The sequence below is a fragment of the Nocardiopsis camelliae genome, from assembly GCF_028993595.1.
Lineage (GTDB): Bacteria > Actinomycetota > Actinomycetes > Streptosporangiales > Streptosporangiaceae > Nocardiopsis > Nocardiopsis dassonvillei.
This window is the reverse complement of the sequence record NZ_CP118614.1, coordinates 1,009,503-1,029,419: the sequence shown is the minus strand read 5'-3', so window position 1 is coordinate 1,029,419 and position 19,917 is coordinate 1,009,503. Positions and strand designations below refer to the sequence as shown.

13 protein-coding genes are annotated in these 19,917 nt (G+C 71.7%); 5 read left to right on the top strand and 8 right to left on the bottom strand.

Annotated elements, in window-relative coordinates:
• Nucleotides 1-9 precede the first annotated feature (9 nt).
• The 4 genes from PV789_RS04795 to gatB form a co-directional block, all read right to left on the bottom strand.
• The gene (locus tag PV789_RS04795) at nucleotides 10-1,770 is read right to left on the bottom strand and encodes an acetolactate synthase large subunit (RefSeq protein ID WP_274976313.1); all 1,761 of its coding nucleotides are present in this window, start codon (nucleotides 1,768-1,770) and stop codon (nucleotides 10-12) included.
• 411 nt (nucleotides 1,771-2,181) lie between these two features.
• Nucleotides 2,182-3,066: a hypothetical protein gene (locus tag PV789_RS04790; RefSeq protein ID WP_274976312.1), complete on the bottom strand. Its 885-nt coding sequence runs from the start codon at nucleotides 3,064-3,066 to the stop codon at nucleotides 2,182-2,184.
• 82 nt (nucleotides 3,067-3,148) lie between these two features.
• Nucleotides 3,149-5,854, bottom strand: coding sequence for a putative bifunctional diguanylate cyclase/phosphodiesterase (locus PV789_RS04785; protein WP_274978049.1), 2,706 nt, complete (start codon nucleotides 5,852-5,854; stop codon nucleotides 3,149-3,151).
• Nucleotides 5,855-6,436: 582 nt separating this feature from the next.
• On the bottom strand, nucleotides 6,437-7,933 hold the full coding sequence (gene gatB / locus PV789_RS04780; protein ID WP_274976311.1) for an Asp-tRNA(Asn)/Glu-tRNA(Gln) amidotransferase subunit GatB: 1,497 nt from the start codon (nucleotides 7,931-7,933) through the stop codon (nucleotides 6,437-6,439).
• Between the two features lie 298 nt (nucleotides 7,934-8,231).
• Here gatB and PV789_RS04775 point away from each other — a divergent pair, with 298 nt between their 5' ends.
• The 4 genes from PV789_RS04775 (at nucleotide 8,232) to PV789_RS04760 (ending at nucleotide 12,460) form a co-directional block, all read left to right on the top strand.
• Entirely contained in the window at nucleotides 8,232-9,401 is a 1,170-nt protein-coding gene (locus PV789_RS04775; RefSeq protein ID WP_274976310.1) for a thioester domain-containing protein, read from the top strand.
• 408 nt (nucleotides 9,402-9,809) lie between these two features.
• Entirely contained in the window at nucleotides 9,810-11,033 is a 1,224-nt protein-coding gene (locus PV789_RS04770; protein WP_274976309.1) for a thioester domain-containing protein, read from the top strand.
• 246 nt (nucleotides 11,034-11,279) lie between these two features.
• Nucleotides 11,280-11,525, top strand: coding sequence for a hypothetical protein (locus tag PV789_RS04765; RefSeq protein ID WP_274976308.1), 246 nt, complete (start codon nucleotides 11,280-11,282; stop codon nucleotides 11,523-11,525).
• Nucleotides 11,522-12,460: an SRPBCC family protein gene (locus tag PV789_RS04760; RefSeq protein ID WP_274976307.1), complete on the top strand. Its 939-nt coding sequence runs from the start codon at nucleotides 11,522-11,524 to the stop codon at nucleotides 12,458-12,460. Before PV789_RS04765 ends, PV789_RS04760 begins: the two co-directional genes overlap by 4 nt.
• Nucleotides 12,461-12,506: 46 nt before the next feature.
• Here PV789_RS04760 and PV789_RS04755 read toward each other — a convergent pair whose 3' ends face one another.
• Entirely contained in the window at nucleotides 12,507-13,307 is an 801-nt protein-coding gene (locus PV789_RS04755) for a CPBP family intramembrane glutamic endopeptidase (RefSeq protein ID WP_274976306.1), read from the bottom strand.
• Between the two features lie 990 nt (nucleotides 13,308-14,297).
• On the opposite strand from PV789_RS04755, the gene PV789_RS04750 reads away from it, so the two are divergent.
• The gene (locus PV789_RS04750; protein ID WP_274976305.1) at nucleotides 14,298-15,533 is read left to right on the top strand and encodes a thioester domain-containing protein; all 1,236 of its coding nucleotides are present in this window, start codon (nucleotides 14,298-14,300) and stop codon (nucleotides 15,531-15,533) included.
• 378 nt (nucleotides 15,534-15,911) lie between these two features.
• Here PV789_RS04750 and gatA read toward each other — a convergent pair whose 3' ends face one another.
• The 3 genes from gatA to PV789_RS04735 all read right to left on the bottom strand — a co-directional run bounded on the left by gatA (nucleotide 15,912) and on the right by PV789_RS04735 (nucleotide 19,905).
• Entirely contained in the window at nucleotides 15,912-17,411 is a 1,500-nt protein-coding gene (gene gatA, locus PV789_RS04745) for an Asp-tRNA(Asn)/Glu-tRNA(Gln) amidotransferase subunit GatA (protein WP_274976304.1), read from the bottom strand.
• Between the two features lie 2 nt (nucleotides 17,412-17,413).
• On the bottom strand, nucleotides 17,414-17,713 hold the full coding sequence (gene gatC / locus PV789_RS04740) for an Asp-tRNA(Asn)/Glu-tRNA(Gln) amidotransferase subunit GatC (RefSeq protein ID WP_013151219.1): 300 nt from the start codon (nucleotides 17,711-17,713) through the stop codon (nucleotides 17,414-17,416).
• A 143-nt stretch (nucleotides 17,714-17,856) separates the two neighbouring features.
• Entirely contained in the window at nucleotides 17,857-19,905 is a 2,049-nt protein-coding gene (locus PV789_RS04735) for a putative bifunctional diguanylate cyclase/phosphodiesterase (protein WP_274976303.1), read from the bottom strand.
• Nucleotides 19,906-19,917: the final 12 nt, after the last annotated feature.

The window sequence follows — 19,917 nt, the reverse complement described above, 5'->3', positions numbered from 1 at the left end:
CTGTTCCTCTTAGTCCTCGTGTTCCCAGTTCGGCGCCATGTCGCGCGCGTACTGGATGTTGTCGTTGCTGACGCCGGGGCCGACCATCGGCCAGACCATGGCGTCGTGGTTGACGGTGAAGTCCACGACGACGGGGGCGTCGTCGATCGCCATGGCCTTCTCGATGGTGGCGTCGATGTCCTCGGCTCGCTCGCAGCGCAGGCCGACACAACCGTACGCCTCCGCGAGGCGGACGAAGTCGGGGATGCGGACCTTCTCGTCGCGCGGGGCGGTCTGGAGGTCGGTGTTGGAGTAGCGGCCCTCGTAGAACAGGGTCTGCCACTGGCGGACCATGCCCAGGTTGCCGTTGTTGACCACGGCGACCTTGACCGGGATGCCCTCGATCGCGCAGGTGGCCAGTTCCTGGTTGGTCATCTGGAAGCAGCCGTCGCCGTCGACCGACCACACGGTCCGGTCGGGGTCGCCGACCTTGGCGCCGAGCGCGGCGGGGACGGAGAAGCCCATAGTGCCCAGGCCGCCGGAGTTGACGAAGGAGCCGGGGCGCTCGTAGTCGATGAACTGGGCGGCCCACATCTGGTGCTGGCCCACGCCCGCGACGTAGGTGGCCTCCGGACCGACGATCTTGCCCAGGCGTTCGATGACGGCCTGCGGGGACAGGCTGCCGTCCTCGGGCGCCTCGTAACCCTTGGGGTAGGTGTTGCGCAGGCGGTTGAGCTGCTGCCACCAGGCCGCGTAGTCGCCCTGGCGGCCCTTCTCCTGGTCGGCGCGCACGGCCACGACCAGGTCGGCGAGGACCTCGCGGCAGTCGCCGACGATGGGCACGTCGGCGTGGCGGTTCTTGGAGATCTCGGCCGGGTCGATGTCGGCGTGGACGATCTTGGCGTCAGGGGCGAAGCTGTCCAGGCGTCCGGTGACGCGGTCGTCGAAGCGCGCGCCCAGGGCGACGATGAGGTCGGCCTTCTGGAGGGCGCCGACGGCGGCGACGTCGCCGTGCATGCCGGGCATGCCCACCGACTGCGGGTGGCTGTCGGGGAAGACGCCGCGGGCCATCAGGGTGGAGACGACGGGGGCGCCGGTGAGCTCGGCCAGGACGCGCAGCTCGGCGGCGGCGCCGGCGCGCAGGACGCCGCCGCCGACGTAGAACACCGGGCGCCGGGCCTCGGCGATCATGCGGGCTGCCTCGCGGACCTGCTTGCCGTGCGGCTTGGTGACCGGGCGGTAGCCGGGCAGTTCGAGGCGCTCGGGCCAGACGAACTCGGCGGAGTTCTGCAGGGCGTCCTTGGAGATGTCGACCAGGACGGGGCCGGGGCGTCCGCTGGAGGCGATGTGGAAGGCCTCGGCGACGATCCGCGGGATCTCGCGCACGTCCTTGACCAGGAAGTTGTGCTTGGTGATCGGCATGGTGATGCCGCAGATGTCGGCTTCCTGGAAGGCGTCGGTGCCGATCATCGGGGAGGCGACCTGGCCGGTGATGGCGACCATCGGGACCGAGTCCATGTGCGCGTCGGCGAGCGGGGTGACCAGGTTGGTGGCGCCGGGCCCGCTGGTGGCCATGCACACCCCCGGGCGGCCGGTGGCGTAGGCGTAGCCCTCGGCGGCGTGACCGGCCCCCTGCTCGTGGCGCATGAGGATGTGGCGCACCTTGGCCGAGTCGTAGAGCGGGTCGTAGGCCGGGAGGATGGCGCCGCCGGGAATCCCGAAGACAGTGTCAACGCCGACCTGTTCCAGCGACCTGATCAGCGATTGGGCGCCGGTCATCTGCTCGGTCATCTCAAGATCCTTCAGCGAGGGTCAGAGCGGCACGGGGGCTCTGGCCTGGTGGGTCTGACTCTGGGCCTGGCAATAAAAAAACCCCCACCGCCGACGGCGGTTGAGGGGTGGCGCGCAGCAGAGGAAACTCAGCGGGCTGCGCGCCGACCAAGTACGAGAATCAGGGAGTTGCTCTGCATGCTGACCACATTGGCCGACGGAGAGGGCACCCGTCAACCAGAACGACATATTGTCTCAATTAATGAGACGGAAATGTCAGCATGCGGCACCCCTCAATGGCACGACAACCCCTACGAACTGGGCGAATACTGACAAGTCACCCCGGTTTCGTGTGACGCACACCGCACGGGCGGCGGTCGGAGTCCGCGGAGCGGAACGGGGCTCGCGGTCAGCGCACAATCGTCCGCCCGTTCAGAGGAAGATGTCCTCCGCGCTGTCCACCTTCGCCGCACGGCGGACCCACCGGTCCAGCTCGTCGAGGTCCGAGGACGCGTTGACCCGCTCGCGCACCTCGTTCGACACCGCGATCCCCCGGGCGTCCAGCACACCCAGGATCGCCTCGGCCCGGCCAGCGGCCCGGCCCTTGGCCTCGCCCTCACGGAAGGGGCGGCCGATCAGTTCGGTCCGGAACTCGTAGTCACGCACGGCCATGATCTCCTCCAGGGAGCTTAGGGCGGTCGCGGACAGGGCCGCGAGCACATAGTCAGAGTACAGCGACGTAGCGGAGGCATCGAGGCTCTTCAGAGCAACGGTCAGGGCCTCCAGCGCGTCCTTGTCGTCGGTCGGATTCGAGGCCAGAGCGAGGATGGTCAGCACCGGGTGCGCCGCCGCCGCATTCTGGTCGGTGACGGGTTCGAGGGTGTCCAGGGCGAGGACCAGAGGGCGGATCTCACCGCAGCCCAGGTCGATGGGCGGGGAGTAACGCCGGGCGAGCGCCGTGGTCGGGGTGAGGACCAACAGCGCGACCGGGCACTTGAGCCGGTGCCGGATGTTGGCGACGTAGCAGGGCCAGCTGTAGGGCTTGCGCGAATCCCACGTGTTCTGGGGTTCGGTGATGATCGCGAGGACCGGCACCGGCCCGTCCTGCCTCTCATGAGGCAGGGGAGGACGCTCGCAGACCACCAGCGAGTCCGAGTTCAGGTACGCGGGTGCGGTGCGCGTCGCCTCCGCAGCGTCGCAGCGCACCCGCGTGTGTTCGGGCAACGGCTTCCCCGTGACCTCCTGGAGAAGCTCCGCCGCGAAGGTCGGATCATGCCGGATGAGATCGAGAGGGAACTCGTGTTCGTGTGAGGGCATGCCGGAAAATTAGCGGGCGTGTCGCAGTCTCCGCAGGCCAAAGGCACAACGTCCGGATATGTCGCCTCCGCAGGGACGTTCTTTACAGGCTGACCCCGGCCTCGCCGCCGACGAGCGACTCCACACCGCTCGCGGGCATGGGCCGGGCCACCAGGAACCCCTGGCCGTGGTCGCAGCCCATGGCGCGCAGCTGCTCCAGCTGCTCGGAGCGCTCGATGCCCTCGGCCACCACCTGCACGCCCAGGTCGCGCCCCAGCTGGATGATCGTGTGCGTGAGCAGCGTGACCGTGTCGTCGCGGCCCAGGTCCGCCACGAACGACGGGTCGATCTTGATCGCGTCCACGCTCAGCCTGCGCAGGTGCGCCAGGGACGCGTAACCCATCCCGTAGTCGTCGATGGCCAGCCGCACGCCCAGCTCGCGCAGCTCGCCCAAGCGCTGCACCGCCTCCCCGCCGTCGTCGAGCAGGACCTCCTCGTCGACCTCCAGGGTCAGCACCTCGGCCGGAAGCCCCGACTCGGCGAGGATCCCCGCCACCGACTCCACGAAGCGCGGCGACAGCACCTGCTTGACCGACAGGTTCACCGACAGGCCGATGTCCCAGTCCGAGAGCCGCCACACCGAGACCTTCCCGCAGGCCTCGCGCAGGATCCGCTCGCCCAGCGGCACTATCAGGCCCGACTCCTCGGCCGCGCCGATGAAGTCCTCGGGGCCGATCGTCTCGCCGTCGCGGTCCCAGCGCACCAGCGCCTCCACCGAGGTCACCTGGGAGCTGCCCAGGTCCACGACGGGCTGGTACTCCAGGAAGAACTCGTCCTTGGCCAGCGCCTCGCGCAGGCGGATCTGGAGTTCCAGGCGCGAGATCACCGTGTCGTGCATGTGCGCGGCGTAGACCTCCACGTGGCCCGCCCCGCGCTCCTTGGCCCGGGTCATGGCCACGTCGGCGTTGCGCAGCAGCTCGCCGCTGTCGGTGACCGGCTCGGCGAAGGCCACGCCGATGCTGGCGGTCAGCATGATGTCCCGGTCGGCGACCGGGAACGGCTCCGAGGCGATCACCCTCCCCAGGCGCTCGGCCAGGTCCACCACCCGCTGGACCCGGGGCACGTTCTCCACCAGCACCGCGAACTCGTCCCCGCCCCAGCGCGCCAGGGTCGCGTCGGAGTCCAGCTCGCCGCGCAGCCTGCGGGCCGCCTGGCCGAGCAGGTGGTCGCCGCGCACGTGCCCGGCGGAGTCGTTGACCGCCGTGAACCCGTCCAGGTCCAGGAAGATCACCGCGACCTCGCCCGCGGGCTCCTCGTTGATCACCCGGTGCGCCAGGACGTCGCTGGCCCGCTCCTCCAGGTAGGCGCGGTTGGGCAGGCCGGTCACACCGTCGTGGAACGTCAGGTGCTCCACCTCGTCCTGGAGCGCCACCTGCGCGCTGATGTCGCGGGTGGTCACCAGCAGCCGGTCGGGCTCACCGGGCTGCTCGTACAGGGACATGGTGGACTCGGTGTGCCGCCAGGTCCCGTCGGCCGCCCGCACCCGCAGCCGCATGTGCACCCCCTGGGCGCCTCGCCCGGCGAACAGGTCGGTGACGGCCTTGGTGCGTCCCAGGTCCTCGGGGTGGATGAGCTCGGTGACGGGGACGGCGAGCACGTCGTCGAGCCGGTAGCCGAAGGCCTCGGCCGTGCCCGGGCTGACGTAGTTCACGCCGCCGTCGCGGTCCAGCACGAGGATGACGTCGCCGCTGTTGCGCGCCAGCTCGTGGAAGTGGACCTCGCGGTTGCGCACCATCCGGGAGAGCGTGGAGTTCTCCTCCAGCATGCCCACCATGCGCACCAGGAGCACCACCACGGCGGTGCCCGCGGCCAGCGGCAGCACCGGTGCCACCCCGGCCAGGCGGACCCCCGCCACGGTCAGCACCACGGCGGCCACGAACACGGCGCCGATGGCGGCGAGTTCGGGCGCGAACCGGTAGAGCCCCCGGCCGGTGATCCGGCGCGGGTCGGTGCCGGGCCGGTGCTCCACGAGCCACGGCAGGGCCCCCAGCAGGGCGAAGCCCAGGAACCTGACCGGGTGTTCGACCCCGCCGAGGACGGGCGGGCCGGTCAGGCGGGTGAGCGCGCCGAGGATGTCCGCCCCGGCGATGACGATGAGGGCGCCGATGGCCACCAGCACCGCGCGCCGCGTGCTGTGCGGCGACATGAAGACCAGCGGCACGAGCAGGCACAGCACGACGATGTCGGCGACCGGGTAGACCAGGGCGAAGCCGAGGAACCCGGCGCCCTCGCCGAGTTCCTGGTAGAGCGGGGAGAACAGCAGCAGCCAGACCACGGAGAAGACCGCCGCGGCGCACACGTAGCTGTCGGTGACGTGGCGCACGGCGGTCCGCAGGCCGCCCGGCCACGGCGCGAACTTGGTGAAACCGATCACGAAGAGTGGCAGGGCCGCGAGGGAGAAGAGGTCACCCAGAGTGAGCGACAGGGCCGTGGCGGAGCTGAACAGACGGATCAGACCGTGAGTGACGCCACCCGCGCACCAGGCGAGCGCGGCGAAGCCGAGGTGGCGCAGGGCTGAGGGCCCGTCCGCGCCGTCGGCGTGGGCGTCCCGGTCGGCACCGGTGGCCGCCCAGCGGCGCGAGGCGTAGAGCAGCGACAGCCCCGCGGCCCCGGCCGCGACGGACGTGGGCCACTCGGCGAGCGCGGCGGTCACGCTGGTCTGCGCCGAGGGGACCAGGGTCCCCACCAGGTAGAGCAGGAACAGCGCCACCAGGGCCACAGTCCACAGGCGGCGCGCCCGGGTTCCCATCACCGACCTCCCAGCGGGCACGTCACGGTCGACGCGGCGTCCTGCCGCGGTCACGCTCTCTCCTCGGACATGGAGCACCCACCTCGCGTCGTTCGAGTCCGGGCGCGGCACAGCACCCGGCACCGCGTCTGCCGCCCAGGATCTCGCGGGACTGGGACGGGCCCGGTGACGGAACGGCCCGGGGGACCGTACACGTCCCCGTGCGTCGCAACCCTACGCAACCAAGGTCACACAGCGATTGAGGACCGGATGAGAGATGACGACGGAACCATCACCCACAGTGATCTCCGACTCCCGCCCATCCGGTGTCCGCCCCGGCGCGTCGCGGCTCCGCGGGGCGCCCGCCCCCGGTTCTCCGGGCGCGGCGCGGTCCCCGGAAGCGGGTTCCGGGTTCCTACCGCCCGCCCGGCTGACCCACGGCCCATGCAGGGTGCCACCCGGCACCGACAGAACGGGACGAACCGGATGGCGGACGGCACGGCCTCCCCGGAACGGCCGTCCGCGGGGTGTGTCCGCCACGGGGGGTGGACCGGGGGCGCCGGGCACAGGGGCCCGGCGCCGCACGGAGGCCGCCGTGACGGATCAGCTCGCGCCGAGTTTGGCCAGGATGAGCTCGCGGGCGCGTCCCGCGTCTGCCTGGCCGCGGGTCGCCTTCATCACGGCGCCCACCAGGGCGCCGGCCGCGGCGACCTTGCCGCCGCGCACCTTGTCGGCCGCGTCGGGGTTGGCGGCGATGGCCTCGTCCACGGCCGCGCCCAGGGCGCCGTCGTCGCTGACCACCTTGAGGCCGCGGGCCTCGACCACCGCGTCGGGCTCGCCCTCACCGGCCAGCACGCCCTCCACCACCTGGCGGGCGAGCTTGTTGGTGAGCGTGCCCTCGGCGACCAGGGCGATGACGCGCGCGACCTGCGCCGGGGTGATGGGCAGGGCGGCCAGCTCCACCTCCTGCTCGGTGGCGCGGCGCGAGAGCTCGTTGAGCCACAGCTTGCGGGCCTCGGCCGACGGGGCGCCCTCGGCCACGGTCGCCGCGACCAGGTCGATGGCGTCGGCGTTGACCAGGTCGCGCAGTTCGGTGTCGGTGAGGTCCCACTCGGCGCGGATCCGGGCGCGCTTGGCGGCGGGCAGCTCCGGCAGGGTGGCGCGCAGCTCCTCCACCCACTCCGCCGAGGGCGCGACGGGCACCAGGTCGGGGTCGGGGAAGTAGCGGTAGTCCTGTGCCTCCTCCTTGGAGCGGCCGGAGATGCTGCGGCCGGTGTTCTCCTGGAAGTGGCGGGTCTCCTGCACGACCTTCTGCCCGGCGTCGAGCACGCCCGCCTGGCGCTCGATCTCCGAGCGCACGGCCCGCTCGACCGAACGCAGCGAGTTGACGTTCTTGGTCTCGCTGCGGGTGCCCCACTCCGAGGCGCCGAGCGGGTTGATGGAGACGTTGACGTCGCAGCGCATGGAGCCCTCCTCCATGCGCACGTCGGAGATGCCCAGGGAGCGGACCAGGTCGCGCAGCTCGGCGGCGTAGGCGCGGGCGACCAGGGGCGCCAGGTCGCCGGTGCCGGTGACGGGCTTGGTGACGATCTCCAGCAGCGGGATGCCCGCGCGGTTGTAGTCGACGATGGAGTAGTCGGCGCCGTGGATGCGTCCGGTGGCCCCGCCCACGTGGGAGGTCTTGCCGGTGTCCTCCTCCATGTGGACCCGCTCGATGTCCACGCGGAACACGCGGGGGCCGTCGGGGGTGTCGACGGTGACGTCGAGGTGGCCGTCGACGCAGATCGGCTCGTCGTACTGGGAGATCTGGTAGTTCTTCGGCATGTCCGGATAGAAGTAGTTCTTCCGGGCGAACCTGCCCCAGGGGGCGATGGAGCAGTTCAGCGCCAGGCCCAGCCGGATGGCGCCCTCGACCGCCTTCTCGTTGACGACCGGCAGGGAGCCGGGCAGCGCCAGGCAGACCGGGCACACCTGCGTGTTGGGGTCGGCTCCGAACGCGGTGGGGCAGGAGCAGAACATCTTGGAGGCGGTGCCCAGCTCGATGTGGGTCTCCAGGCCGAGGACGGGCTCGTACCTGGCCAGTGCCTGCTCGTAGGCCACCGGCGCAGGACCGCTGTTCGTGGCAGAGCTGGGACGTACCGCGTGGGCCATCGCCGCAAACCCGCTTCCGTAGACGACATACCTTCCAGTTCAGCCTACCGAGCGTGCGGGGGTGGGGTGCCCGACAGCGGAGTCACGGCCAGGTCACCGGACATCACGGCCAGTACACGATTGGGACGCTGTCAGGGGAATGTCCGCTGCCGCCGGGTGCCGGACCGTTAGTCTGGGTGGCCCAGGAAGACGATTTCGCCGGTGGCCCCGGATTGCGGCCGCCGCCTTCTCATGGGAGCGCACGAGCATGTCCGGCATCCCGCGTCGGTACGCCGCGCTGCTTTCCGCCTCGGCCCTGATCGGCACCCTGCTGGGTGCTCCGGCGGCCGGCGCCGACGACTTCTCACGCGTGGACCGCGACCCCGTCGAGGGCGCGCCGCTCGTGCTCGCCGACGGCCGGGAGGCCGACACGGCGCTGTTCAGCCTGCGCGTGGCCGAGCACGCCTCGGTCCGGGCCTACACGGTGACCGCGGACGAGGAGGTCCACCCGTACGCGGCCTACGTGGAGTCAGCGTGGTCGGACGTTCCGGAGTGGTCCGAAACCCCACAGGAAACGGATCCCGCCGACCGGGCGAACTGGATCGTCTCCCATTCCTATCCGGCGGTCGGTCTGGAGTCCCTGCTGGAGGGGGGCGACCTGCCCCGGTTGGACGAGGCACGGGCGATCGCGGGCACCCAGGCCGCCCTGTGGCACGTGCTGGAGGGGGTGCGGCCGGACCCCGACGCCAACGACCCGGGAGTCATGGCGCTGTACGACCACCTGGTGGAGGGCAGCGCGTCCGCGCCGGACAACACCGTCTCCCGGTCCCTGGCGGTGTCGCCGTCCCACGTGGAGGCGGTCGCCCCCGAGGAGCCGCTGGGGCCGTTGACTGTGCACAGCTCCGGAGCGGAGCCGGTGTCGGTGTCGGTGCGCGGCGCCCCGGCGTCGTGGCTGGTCGACGCGGACGGGGAGCCGGTCACGCAGACGGGCGACGGCGAGCGGGTCTTCCTGGACGTGGACCCGTCGGTCCCTGCGGGCGTGGCGACCCTGCACCTGCACGGCCGGGACTTCCCGCTGCCGCAGGGGCGCCTGTTCACCGGCAGGGACGGCGTGCGCACCCGCTCCCTGGTGACCGCGGAGGCGGGTTCGGCGACGAGTTCGGCCATCGCGACGTTCACGTGGCATCCGGAGCAGACCGAGGAGCCGGTGGCCGCGGCGAGCCCGGAGCCCGTGCCGGAGGAGGAGCCCCCCGCCCTGGAGGAGGCCGTCGAGGAGGAGGTTCCCGCCGAGGAGGTATCTCCCACAGCGGAGGACCGAATCCCCGAGGACGATCTGGCCGTCACCGGAACCTGGCTGTCCGGACTGTTGGTCATCGCGGGGGCCCTGGTGGTATCCGGCCTGATCATCCTGGTTGTGGGACGCAAACGACGCGACTGACCGCGCTGGGGGACGCGGAACTCCCGCTTTCGTTGCATAGCTTTTCGACATAATGCGGTTCTACCTGCGAGGAATTTTTTCCTGGCCGTATCCGGTCACATTTTCCGCGAACCAGCTTGGAAGTAGCGAAGGGGATCGCTAGTATCAGGCGAGCGTTGGCCCCACGGCGAGCGCGACCGGCTCCCGCGTCACGGCGAGCCCCACCGGAAGATCGCGCCCACCCCACACGGCGCCACGATCCGACCCCCGACGTGGTGACCCCCCGGAACGGGTGAACGCAGCAGGCGGCACCGGTTTTTCCCGGCGACCGTCGCGCCGTGGCCACCGCTGTCCGTCCCATCGGTTCCCGTCGTCCTTTGGGCAGACATTTTTCCATCCGGTTACCCCTAGAACACACCGGGACACAATTTGAGTATCTCCTCCCTCCCCCGCACCGTCGGCCGCACCGGCCTGGCGGCCACCGCAGCCGCGTTCCTGGCCTTCGGCCTGGCAGCCCCCGCGGCCGCGGACACCGTGGAGACCTACGAGGGCTCCGCCCGCGCGAAGTACACCGGCAACGCCGAGGAAGGCGTCAACGTCGCGACCAGCGGCGGCACCATCGGCACCAGCCTCTTCAACCTCGAACTCGAAGACGGCACGGTCCTGACGACCTACTGCATCGACTTCGAGACCAACATCCGTGGCGGTGCCTGGTACCGCGAGGACGACTGGGCCAACTACCCCGGCAAGGGCGAGTTCGCCGCGCCCGCCAAGGTCCACTGGATCCTGCAGAACGCCTACCCGGCTCTGACCGCCGAGGAGCTGGGCGCGGAGGCCGGTGTCGAGGGCCTGAGCCAGCGGGACGCCCTGGGCGCCACCCAGGCCGCGATCTGGCACTTCAGCAACGGCGTGAACCTCAAGGATGAGGGCAACTCCGAGGCCGTCAGGACGGTCTACACCTACCTGATCGAGAACGCCGACGAGCTGCCGCAGACCGCCGAGCCCGCCCCGGCCCTGAGCATCACCCCCGGCGCGGCCTCCGGCACCGCCGGTGAGACCGTCGGTGAGTTCCTCATCCAGACCAACGCCAGCGCCATCCCGGTGGACCTCCAGGCGCCCGAGGGCGTCACGCTGGTCGACCTGGAGACCGGCGAGGCCGTCACCGAGGTCAACAGCGGTGACACCGTCGGCTTCGCCGTCCCGGCCGACGCCGAGGCGGGCCAGGCCAGCTTCTCCCTGGAGGCCAGCGCGACGGTCGCTACCGGCCGCCTGTTCAAGGGTGAGAGCAAGAAGCCGACCCAGACCCTGATCACCGCCGAGGGCGGCCAGACCACCGTGTCCGCGTCCGCCTCGGCCGACTGGACCGTGGGCGGCGGCGAGACCCCGCCGGAGTCCCCCGAGCCCAGCGAGCCGGAGTCCCCCGAGCCGAGCGAGCCCGAGAGCCCGGAGCCGACCCCGAGCGACGAGCCCTCCGAGCCCGTCGACAAGCCGTCCGAGCCCGCCGACGACCAGAACGAGCCGACCCTGCCGGTGACCGGCGGCGCGCTCGCCGGCCTGGTGGCCGCCGGTGTGGCCGCCCTCGGCGCCGGTGGCGGCGCCATCTACCTGAGCCGCAAGCGCAAGGCCGCGGGCAGCCAGGACCTGGAGGGCTAACACCCCTCCCACCGTCCGAGGACGGTGGAGCCTGAGGGCCCGTTTCCGTGGGAGACCACGGAAGCGGGCCCTTCGCGTTGTCCGGAAGGCGGACGGCCGTGCCCCGGAGCGGCCGGGGACGGCCGATGCGCCGAGCCCGCTCGCCCGCCGAGAGGACGCACTCCGGCACGCGCGCAACCCGGGTTGACAACAGGAGGGTGCGCAACCTAGGTTGACAACCGTAGTCGCGCAACCTAGGTTGACGCCATGGATGCGGTACAGCTGGCGGCCACCGCCTCGGACACATCGACCCCCGTGCAGGGACTGCGCGCCGTCGCCTCCCTGCGCGCGGTGGTCGACTCTCTGGAGCTGCGGCAGGTCGAACAGGCGCTGCGGTCGGGCGAGTCATGGAGCTCCATCGCCGCCGCGCTCGGGGTGACCCGTCAGGCCGTCCACAAGAAGTACGGAAAACGGTTGAGCCACATCGAAGCAGCCAGGAGGGGACAACGATGACGAACCCGTCGGCGAAGCAGGGCCTGATCAACAGGCACTTCGACCGGATCGCGACCTTTGGGGCCGCGAGCCACGAGGCCGCCCGCGCGGGCCACGCCGAAGTCGACTTCGAGCACCTCCTGTTGGGTGTGCTGGTCACCGGCGGTCCGGGGGCCCGTCTGCTCATGGACTCCGGGGTGGGCCTGGCCGAAGCGCGCTCGGCGATCGACGAGATCCTCCGCGAGGACCTCGCCATGCTGGGGGTCGACGTCACCGTGCCGGCTCCGTCCGTCGAGGATTCGAAGGGTTGGCTTCGGTCCACTCCCCGTCTGGAGGAGCTTGAGTACGACATCCCGGCGGCCGGGGGCGACGCGTCCCTGCTCGCGGCGCTGATCGACGACGAGGGCGGCCGGGTGCGACGGGTCCTGGACCGGCTGGGCGCGGACACCGACCGGCTCCGGCGCGACCTCGGCGAGCTGGCGGAGAGGCCGCAGGGCCCGAAGCCGTCCTCGGCGGACAGCGCCGACGCCTCCGAACAGCCGCCCGAGGGCTGGGAGTACACGACCTACGACCTTGAGGTGCCCGTGTCACCCGAACGGGTCTGGGAACTGGTCAGCGACCCGGAGCGCCGGGGCGAGTGGGATCCGGCCTCCGTCTCGTCGCGGCAGCTCGGCGACGGTGTCGTGGAGCTGACCAACAGAGTCACGGAGGACTCGACCAGGGAGTCGATCACGCACAGCGTCCCCGGCCGTGAGGTCACCTGGACGCAGGACGACAGCGGTCGCACACTGCGCATCGTCATCGAACCACTGGGAGACCGCTCCAGGCTGCACCTGCGCCGGGCCTGGCGCAACGCCCTGAAGCCCCGGGGCATCGCCAGCCGCGTGGTCCGGTGGATCGCCTGGCAGAACCTCCGGGGGCACGCTCAGACCATCGCCCAGGCCGCCGCGTCGTAGCGGGCCCCACCGGGCGGCGGGCGACGGCCCTCCGCCCGCCGCGGTGTCACAGCACGCCGTGGGTGATGGCCACGGCCAGTCCGTTGTTGCAACAGTGCAGCACGACCGACGGGATGATGGACTCGTACCGACGGTGCAGCCACCCCAGCCACAGGCCCAGGACCAGGGTGTAGGGCATCAGCAGGGGAGCCACGTGGACGAGGGAGAACACGACGGCCGAGAGCGCGACCGCCGCCCACGGCGCCGTGTGGCGCGTCAGGGCTCCGTGGAGCATGCCACGGAAGAGGAGCTCCTCGAAGAAGGGGAAGAGCAGCACCGTGCCCAGAGCGATGGTGATGCTCGCGGGGAGCGGAAGTTCCGCCACGAGGCCGGAGAATTCCGAGGACGAGGAAAACCCTCCCTCCTGCCTGACGCCCAGGAGGGAGACCACGCCGAGCGCGGCGCCCGTCGAGAGCGCAGCGGACGCGATGGCCAGCGGAATCCACAGCAGAAGGCCGACGGGGACGCGGTTCGGCTTCACCAGTCCCACGTCGCTCAGGGTCAGGCGCGGTCCGCGTCGCATGAGAAGGGCGTGGCCCGCGGCACAGGCCACCAGCGGGGTGAGCAGCAGCAGAGGGCCGAACGCGAGGACGACACGGGCCGCGGGCGGCCAGTCCGCGACCGTGAGGGTGACCACCAGCAGCCCCGCGCCGAGCAGCAGCGCCCCGGAAACCACCGTCACCGCGCCGAGGAGCACCGCGTCCCGGAGGCGCACCCGGGTTCCCAGCAGCGGGTCGGCACGGTGCCCGAGACGTCCGACGCCTGTGGGAGCGGCCCGGCCGGGGTCGCGAGCACTGGTGGTGTCCATGGCAGCGTTCACTTCTCTCCATTGAAAAAGGGGCATAAGGGCATTCAGGGCGTCCGTCGACAGGTGCCGGACAAGGGCTGAACGGAAGTGCTCTTAGCGTGACGAAAGAGCCCTGACCTGCGATGATCTTTTACCTATAGCGAGTTTCGACCGTCGAGCCTCGCTATGGGTACAAAATCACGGACCAAGGAGCAGCGACCGCTGCGCGAGGGTGCACACGGGCGAAGAACCTCCTGACCTCCTGTCGGAAGCTCCTGACAACCCATGCTCCCCCCATCGCGGCCAACGCGGAGCTGTTTTCCGCACCCGGGTTCTGACCCGGAGGAGCACGGGCGGCACGGATAACGGTCGAATCAGACCCGGACCGATCCCGGCGTGGCCCGGGCGAGGGTCGGGCAATGGGCCCAGGTGAGGGCTGGGCGAGGGGGCCGGGCGAAGAAAGTCCGGTGAACCGGGGGTGACGGACCGGGGCGGCCTCGACCGCCGCTGGTCGCCTCCACACGGTTTGGCGCGCGAAGAGAGTGCGCGGACCCGGCGTTCCGGCGTGAGGGCAGCGCGAAGCCGGGATCCCTGGGGACCCCCCGTTTTCCACGTTAGACCTGCGAGAACAGCCCGCACCAGATCCGGTTCCCGCCTGTGGACAACCCGGAACGGGAGCTCGGCGTCTTCTCTGTGCACGCCCCTCGGCCCTTCTTCGGACGCGGTCCGCGGTCCCGGAAACACGGGGTTGGAGGGGACAGGACATATCGCTAATATCGGACGGGCGCTAACAGCTTCCCGCTGTGGCCCGGGCTCGGGTCCGGGCCCGTCCCCGCAACCGACCGCACCGGAGAGGCCTTCTCGGCCGGGTGGCCCCCGCCCCTTCCATGGCACTCCGCACACCGCTGTTTACCTGGCCACCCCCAGCAGCCGACCACCACCGACCGCCGCACGGCGACCGGCCATGGCGAACGGCTGGGTTGGCACCGTGACATCCCCACAGGAAAAGACGTGACGTACGTGTCCCTCCCCCATTCCGTCGGGCGCGCGACTCTCGCCGCCTCCGCCGCCGCGCTCCTCGCCTTCGGGCTCGCCGCCCCGGCCTCCGCCGACCCCGTGGAGACCTACGAGGGCTCCGTCCGCGCCCAGTACCCCGCCACCGCCGCGTCCGGCGCGGACGTCCGGATCAACGGTGAGATGGAGAGCACGAGCCTCTTCGACCTCCGGTTGGAGGACGGCACCACCCTCACCGCCTACTGCATCGACCTCGAGACCAGGATCAAGGACAACGCCTGGTACCTGGAGGACGACTGGGCGAACTACCCGGGCCGGGGCGACTTCGCGGAGCCGGGCAAGGTGCACTGGATCCTCCAGAACAGCTACCCGACCATCAGCGCCGCCCAGCTCGCAGAGAACGCGGAGCTGAACCGGGGCAACGCCCGCCACTTCGGTGACGAAGAAGCCATCGCCGCCACTCAGGCCGCCATCTGGCACTTCAGTAACGGCGCCGAGGTCACCGCGAACGACCCGAACGGTGTCAAGGCCGTCTACGACTACCTGGTCACCGAAGCCCAGGACCTCCCGCAGGAGCCCGGTCCCACGCTCAGCATCACCCCGGGCGAGGCCTCCGGCAGCCCGGGCGAGACGATCGGTGAGTTCCTCGTCGAGACCAGCGACGAGGACGGCATCGAGGTCAGCGTCGAGGCCCCCGAGGGTGTCGAGATCGAGCTGATCAACCTGGAGAGCGGCGAGTCCGTCACCACGGTCAACAACGGCGACACCGTCGGCCTGGCCGTTCCGGAGGGCGCGGCGGAGGGCACCGCCTCCTTCTCCCTGGAGACCACGGCCACCGTGCAGTCGGGCCGCCTGTTCAAGGGCGAGGAGGAGTTCCAGCCGACCCAGACCCTGATCACCGCCGAGGACAGCGACGTCACCGTCTCCGCCTCGGCCTCGGTCTCCTGGAGCGGCGGCGAGACCCCGCCGGAGTCCCCCGAGCCCAGCGAGCCCGAGTCCCCCGAGCCGAGTGAGCCCGAGAGCCCGGAGCCGACCCCGAGCGACGAGCCCTCCGAGCCCGTCGACAAGCCGTCCGAGCCCGCCGACGACCAGAACGAGCCGACCCTGCCGGTGACCGGCGGCGCGCTCGCCGGCCTGGTGGCCGCCGGTGTGGCCGCCCTCGGCGCCGGTGGCGGCGCCATCTACCTGAGCCGCAAGCGCAAGGCCGCGGGCAGCCAGGACCTGGAGGGCTGACACCCCTCCCACCGCCGCTGGGCGGTCGTGACCCAGGGCCCGTTCCGGAACAGTTCCGGGGCGGGTCCTCGGCGTTGCGCCCCGGATCACCGCCCGGGCGGCGTGGGGGCAGCACGAAGCCGAGAGGCCTGGGGACCCCCCTATATCCACGGTAGAGCCGCGCGCACACGCCGCACCAGCCCGGATTCCGCCTGTGGACAACGCCCCGCCGGTCGCCGGAGCGCGGCGGCCCCTCCCCCGGTTTCCCCCGCCCCCGAGCCCCTGGAGCGAACGCAACCGCTGCCGGAGCCCACGCACTCCCGGAGGCCGACAGCACCGCGCCCGCCGTCCCTCGCGGGGACGGCGGGCGCTCGACGACTCCGCCGCGGCGGCTGGCTCCTAGCGGGCGACCGCGTAGGGGCTGCGGGCCAGCAGGTCGCCGTCGCGCTCGGTCAGCGCGCGCTCGACCGCGGCCGCGACCCGGTAGGTGCGGTCGTCGGCCAGGGGCGGGGCCATGATCTGGAAGCCGACGGGCAGGCCGTCCTCCGGGGCCAGGCCGCACGGCACCGACAGCGACGCGTTCCCGGCCAGGTTGGACGGGATCGTGCACAGGTCGGCCAGGTACATGGCCATCGGGTCCTCGGCGCGCTCGCCGATCGGGAACGCCGTGGTCGGCGTCGTCGGCGAGACCAGCACGTCCACGTTCTCGAAGGCGGCGTCGAAGTCGCGCTTGATCAGCGTGCGCACCTGCTGGGCACTGCCGTAGTACGCGTCGTAGTAGCCGCTGGACAGGGCGTAGGTGCCCAGCATGATGCGGCGCTTGACCTCGGGGCCGAAGCCCTGGGCCCGGGTCAGCGACATGACCTCCTCGGCGCTGCGCGTGCCGTCGTCGCCCACCCGCAGGCCGTAGCGCATGGCGTCGAAGCGGGCGAGGTTGGACGAGCACTCGCTGGGAGCGATGAGGTAGTACGCCGACAGGGCCGCGTCGAAGCTCGGGCAGGACAGCTCCACGATCTTCGCGCCCAGGGACTCCAGCAGCTCCAGCGTCTCGTGGAAGCGCTGGCGCACGCCCGGCTGGAAGCCGTCGCTGTCCAGTTCGCTGACCACGCCCACGCGCAGGCCCTCGACGTCGCCCAGTCGGGCGGCGTCCACGACCGGCGGAACCGGGGCGTCGATGGAGGTGGAGTCGCGCGGGTCGTGCCCGGAGAAGGCCTCGTGGAGCAGGGCGGCGTCGAGCACGTTGCGCGCGAAGGGGCCCGGGGTGTCCAGGGAGGAGGCGAAGGCGATCATCCCGTAGCGGGAGGAGCCGCCGTAGGTGGGCTTGGCGCCGACCAGGCCGCACACGGCGGCGGGCTGGCGGATGGAGCCGCCGGTGTCGGTGCCGGTGGCCAGGGGCGCCTCGAACGCGGCCACGGCCGCGGAGGAGCCGCCGGAGGAGCCGCCCGGGATGCGGCCGGTGTCCCACGGGTTGCGGGTGACCTGGTAGGCGGAGTTCTCCGTGGAGGAGCCCATGGCGAACTCGTCCATGTTGGTCTTGCCCAGGATGACCAGACCGGCCTCGCGCAGGCGCGCCGTGACGGTGGCGTCGTAGGGCGGCTGCCAGCCCTCCAGGATCTTCGAGGCGGCGGTGGTGGGCATGTCCTTGGTGGTGAACACGTCCTTGTGGGCGACCGGGACGCCGGCGAGCGGGCCCAGTTCCTCACCGGCGGCGCGGCGGGCGTCCACCGCGCGGGCCTGCTCCAGCGCGGTCTCGCGGCGCACGTGCAGGAAGGCGTTGATCTCGCCGTCCACGGACTCGATCCGGTCCAGGTAGGCGGTGGTGGCCTCCTCGGAGGTCACCCGCCCCTCCCTGATGGCCTCGCCGAGTTCGGCGGCGGTCAGGCTGATGACGTCGCTCACCGCTACTCACCCTCCCCGAGGATCCGCGGAACCCGGAAGCGCTGGTCCTCCACCGCCGGGGCACCGGCCAGTGCCTGGTCGTGGGCGAGGCCGGGCCTGGCCTCGTCGGGGCGGTAGACGTTGGTCAGCGGCAGGGCGTGCGAGCTGGGCGGGATGTCGCCCTGGGCGACCTCCTGCACCTTGGCCACGGCGGTCAGGATGTCACCGAGCTGGGCGGCGAGCGTGTCGAGCTCGCTCTCGTCGAGCGCCAGCCGCGACAACCGGGCGAGGTGCGCGACCTCATCGCGGGTGATGGCGGTCATGGAATGCGAACCGTTTCTTCGGCGGAAGGACTATCGGGATCAATCCTATGGCTCCGGGGTCGGTCCCGGCGCCGGTCGGTCGGCGAACGCCGGTCGGCCGACCGGTGCGGGCCCCGGGTCGGCGCCGCTCGGCGGCCCCCCGGTCAGACGCGGGTGCCGGCCGCGGTCCCGCCGTCGCGGGCGGCGACCCAGTCGGCGACCTCCCGGGCGGTCAGCGGCGCGGAGAAGTGGTGGCCCTGGGCGGCGTGGCAGCCGGTGTCGCGGGCGGCGCGGGCGAGTTCGCCGCTCTGGACGCCCTCGGCGGTGGCGCGCATGCCCAGCGCCTTGACCAGGGCGATGGCCGCCCGGACGACGGTGTGGCCGTTGTCGGTCCGGTCCACCAGGCGGGCGGTGAAGGACTCGTGGATCTTGACCTCGTCCAGGGGCAGGCCGGCGAGCTGGGCGAGGGTGAAGTGGCCGGTGCCGAAGTCGTCCAGGGACAGGCCCACGCCGAGGTCGCGCAGGCGGCGGACGGCCGCGGTGGCGGCGTCGGTGTCGGTGATCAGCGCGTGCTCGCCGATCTCCAGGACCAGCCGGTCGGCCGGTACGCCGTGCTCGCGCAGCGCGGAGGCGACGGTGGCGGGCAGCGCGGGGTCGAGCAGTTCGCGCACGCCGAGGTTGACGGCGACGGGCAGGTCGAGGCCCTCGGCGTGCCAGCCGGCGGCACGGGCCAGGGTGATGTCCAGGACCTGGCCCGTGAAGGCGCGCAGCAGGTTGGACTGCTCCACGACCGGCATGAACTCCTCGGGGGTGAGCAGTCCGCGGGTGGGGTGGCGCCAGCGGGCCAGGGCCTCCAGGCCGACGGGGCGTTCGTCGCCCAGGTCGACCTTGGGCTGGTAATGCATCTCCAGTGCGCCCTCGGACAGGCCGCGGCGCAGTTCGGTGTACAGGCTGAGCCGGGCGGTGGAGTTGCGGTCCTTGCCGGGGTCGTAGGACTCCACGCCGGTGCGGTCGGCCTTGGCGACGTACATGGCCACGTCGGCGCGCTGCATGAGGAGCGCGAAGTCGGGGGCGTCGTGGGGGTGCAGGGCGATGCCGATGCTGGCCTGGAGGTCGAAGTCCATGCCGTCCAGGCGGACCGGTTCGGCGAGGGCGCCGCGCAGCCGGAAGGCCACCTCGCACGCGGAGGCGTTGTCGCGGACCTGGGGCAGCAGGACGGCGAACTCGTCCCCGCCCAGGCGGGAGACGAGGTCTCCGGGGCGGACGCTGTGGGTGAGCCTGCGCGCGACGGTCTGGAGGAGGCGGTCGCCGGTGGGGTGGCCCAGGGTGTCGTTGACCTCCTTGAACCGGTCGAGGTCGAGCAGGAGCAGGCCGACGCTGCCGCCGCGCTGCTGGGCGTGGGCGATCTCCTCGCGGGCGCGCATGGTGAGGAGCTTGCGGTTGGCCAGGCCGGTGAGTTCGTCGTGGTTGGCCTGGTGGTCTCGTTGGACCGAGAGCATGGCGCTCGTGTAGAGCGCGCCGAGCGGGAGCGCGAACAAGGGGACGTAGAGCACCGAGTGGGTCGCGGCCACGACCACGAGCGGGGCGAGGCTGAGCAGGACGCCGTTGACGTGCAGCTGCTGGGCCAGGCCCTTGGACATGACCTGTCGCAGGGGCACGCGTTCGTGCATGGCCACCGCGCACAGGACCAGGACGCGGTTGACCGCGAAGTAGCCCGCTCCGGCGAGGGCGACGGTCAGGAGCTCGCCCGCGGCGGGCAGCCAGGTGCCCTGGACGGTTCCGGGCAGCAGCAGGCGCAGGACGGCGTCGGCGACGCCGAGCGAGAGCGTGTACTGGGCGGCGTTGAAGGCGATGCGGTGGGGGGCGTGGCCGCGCGCGAACCCGGAGACCGCGGTGGCGGTGACCTGGGCCAGGGCGGCCACGGGCAGGCCGTGCAGGATGACGAGCGCGAGGGAGAAGGGCAGCGAGGTGGGCACGCCGTCGCCGGGCGCCTGGCCGGGGAGGGTGAGGGGGCGCAGCTCGCCGAGGACGATCATGCACAGCAGAACCCAGGTGAGCGGTTCGACGGCGAGAGCGCGCAGTTCGTCCGCCCCCAGACCGAGGCCGGAGACGAGGAGCAGGACCGCCCCGGCGGCCGTGGCGCCCAGCATGTACAGCCAGAGCGGTGTCCCGGCCCGGGGACCGATGTCCCTTGTGCTGTTGGGATCCTTCATGCCTGGTCCTTG

Excerpts from the sequence above, each read along its gene's own strand:
- PV789_RS04765 (WP_274976308.1), top strand. The coding sequence starts at position 11,280 with ATGGATGCGGTACAGCTGGCGGCCACCGCCTCGGACACATCGACCCCC.
- PV789_RS04795 (WP_274976313.1), bottom strand. The coding sequence starts at position 1,770 with ATGACCGAGCAGATGACCGGCGCCCAATCGCTGATCAGGTCGCTGGAA.
- PV789_RS04790 (WP_274976312.1), bottom strand. The coding sequence starts at position 3,066 with ATGCCCTCACACGAACACGAGTTCCCTCTCGATCTCATCCGGCATGAT.
- PV789_RS04785 (WP_274978049.1), bottom strand. The coding sequence starts at position 5,854 with ATGGGAACCCGGGCGCGCCGCCTGTGGACTGTGGCCCTGGTGGCGCTG.
- PV789_RS04735 (WP_274976303.1), bottom strand. The coding sequence starts at position 19,905 with ATGAAGGATCCCAACAGCACAAGGGACATCGGTCCCCGGGCCGGGACA.
- PV789_RS04755 (WP_274976306.1), bottom strand. The coding sequence starts at position 13,307 with ATGGACACCACCAGTGCTCGCGACCCCGGCCGGGCCGCTCCCACAGGC.
- gatC (WP_013151219.1), bottom strand. The coding sequence starts at position 17,713 with ATGACCGCCATCACCCGCGATGAGGTCGCGCACCTCGCCCGGTTGTCG.
- PV789_RS04760 (WP_274976307.1), top strand. The coding sequence starts at position 11,522 with ATGACGAACCCGTCGGCGAAGCAGGGCCTGATCAACAGGCACTTCGAC.
- PV789_RS04775 (WP_274976310.1), top strand. The coding sequence starts at position 8,232 with ATGTCCGGCATCCCGCGTCGGTACGCCGCGCTGCTTTCCGCCTCGGCC.